Origin of the sequence: Streptococcus sp. ST14 (assembly GCF_046098195.1) — a bacterium.
Classification (GTDB): domain Bacteria; phylum Bacillota; class Bacilli; order Lactobacillales; family Streptococcaceae; genus Streptococcus.
In genome coordinates this window covers 1-2370 of sequence record NZ_JBJUSF010000057.1, presented here as the reverse complement: position 1 = coordinate 2370, position 2370 = coordinate 1, and the positions used below count along the sequence as shown (strand labels likewise).

Annotated in this window: 2 protein-coding genes; both read right to left on the bottom strand. The window is 41.0% G+C overall.

Going from position 1 to position 2370, the window contains the following annotated elements; genetic code table 11:
- Positions 1–62: 62 nt before the first annotated feature.
- A complete protein-coding gene (locus ACIY19_RS10740) occupies positions 63–707 on the bottom strand; it encodes a hypothetical protein (protein ID WP_000781853.1) in 645 nt (214 codons plus the stop codon).
- A 19-nt stretch (positions 708–726) separates the two neighbouring features.
- Positions 727–2370: phage tail tip lysozyme (locus ACIY19_RS10735; protein ID WP_409003394.1), on the bottom strand; the 1644-nt coding region annotated here is incomplete at its 5' end.

The window sequence follows — 2370 nt, the reverse complement described above, 5'->3', positions numbered from 1 at the left end:
CATATAGTCAGCTAAGCGGTCTTCCGCTTTCTGTTTTTGTTTTTCCAAAGTTTCTAATTTTGTCATTGTTCCTTTTTCCCTTCTGTACTTTGTGTTTGGTTAGTGATTGGTTTGTTTAACGATGGAATACTCGCCTTTTCGCTGGCGTTCAAGCTGTCCACAATCAAAATGGGGTCAATATGATTTACCAGGTATTTCCCATCTTGCTTGCTGAAGCGAATCCGTATGGTTCTTGAAGATCCTACGTTTGTTTGGGCGTTAGTATAATCATACTTCTTCTGTAACTGTGTCTGAGTGTATCTCACTTGAGCTAGGACAACATTATTTTCTTGATCGATGTAGATGGTAGATGACTTCATCTGTGTATCCACTACATAGCCCTTATAGGTTTGTACCGTTGGTTCTTCTTCAGAGTTCACTTCCTGATTGTAAGCAGCTTCTGTCATATAGGGCAAATAGCGATTTCTATTTTCTCCAAGATCCTGCTTATTGAAGTAAGCCGTCAAAAATTCCTTTACATATTCTTGCGTTAGTTCGCTTCCCTCTGCTTTGGTTTCTTGTTGCGTAGTTTCAGCTTCCTGTTTAGCTTTCTTTTGCGATGAGGTTGCTGCTCCAATCCAGAATACGAATCCTAGAACTAGCACAACTCCTATAAGGATTCCTCCTATTTTCAGGAGTTTCAATTTCTCCATATCTATCATTTTCATGATTTACCTTCTTTCTTTTTTAATTCGGTGTTGCAAACGAATAGTAGTAAGCTGGATATAGGACAGAAAAATGTACCTTATCCTGTACTCCTTGGATATTACATTCTGAAACGAGGAATGAACCGTCTGGATTCACAGCTTCCACAATCGCAACATGGCCGTATACATCTGGTGTCCCACCAAATCCACCTACTACTGATACAACAGCTCCTTTTGTTGGAGTTGTACTATACCGCCATCCTTTTGCAACTAGGTTTGCCACCCAATCCTGACCATTACCAAGGTAACCATAAGCTCCTGATAAGTCTGTAATCGTTCCTAGTTCAACTAAACGATTATAGGCATACCAAGTACATTGTCCCACTTCATAACCGCTTCCTTGTTGTGTAGTCATAGAAGCTTGTGTAGGAGGGTGCTCCACTTTTGACTGATACTCGGCAGGGAAATTCCAGGAAGATGCTAACGCTCCACCTCCTCGAACTTGTTGAGTAAGAAAAGCGTGGATCTGCTTAGCATTATTCTGGCGCTCTAAGACCTTATCTCCAGAGTTTCCTTCCCAATTAACCAGGAAACGCTCTGTAAGCGTCTCTACATCCTCTGTACTAGTTAGAATTGAAGTTAGTCCTGTGATATAGTAAGGAGTATCCCCCTCCAACATAAAATCCAGTTGCAGTTCCAAATCATACCACTTCTTATTCTTAGATTTTGCATAATTTAATAATAGAGTATGTCTCGTGGAGCCATCCGCTGTATCTGTCCACTGTCCCAATCCTAAACCTCGTCGAAGAATATTTGGGTATCTTCCGTTATAAATCGCTGGTCCTCCTATAGCTAACCAGGACTCATCATCCCATGAAGAAGAATCAGCCCCTACTGGTGGGCTAAGATAGTCTCCTTCAGCACGTTTAGGATTGATATTACTTTCAGTTGCAAAGTTCCCAAGCATGGCTGCCAAACCATTATCTGTCAGCCCTGGTACCTTTTGCTTCAAGTAGTCTTTTATCGCTCGTGATTTTTGTCCTAAATCACCATCAAGTGTAGTAATGACTGAGGTTGTCTGATTGTACGTGACAGATTGAAAGTAAAAGCCTGGATTGACTGATGTCCACTTTTCTTTCTTATCCTTTGTCTCTTTTTCCTCCAGTTTTTGATACTGAATGACCTGGTAACCATTTGCCGTTACCTTCCCAACCTCGTCTCCAGTTTTGACCTGATCACCGTCAGAAACACGGATATTTCCTACCTCTTCATAAGTAAAAATGGCTTTATCTGTTTTGATGGATACAGTAGTATCATCTGTCACACTAACTTGACCGTCAATAGGAGCTCTTAGAGCTTGTCCTGTTGAAGCTTTTAGTTGCGTTTTCTCATAGATTTCACTCTTAGAGGTATAACCAAACCGCTTCAGGATAACTAAAGGAGCTTGATAAGAAGGGTCGTCTTCCTGGTAAAAGGGATTAGCTAGTTCTTGATAAGAGGGGTATCGACCAACTTCTTTAGTCAAATCCTCTAGCTCTTTATACTCTTCTAACTCGCTATCACTCAACTTAGTCCACTTGAGATCTGACGAGGGGCCATATAAGTCAGCCATCTTTTTCAAGTTGTGAGGGTCATCATTCAAATGATTCCAAAGATCATTCAAGGCATCCGAATAGTGATTGAA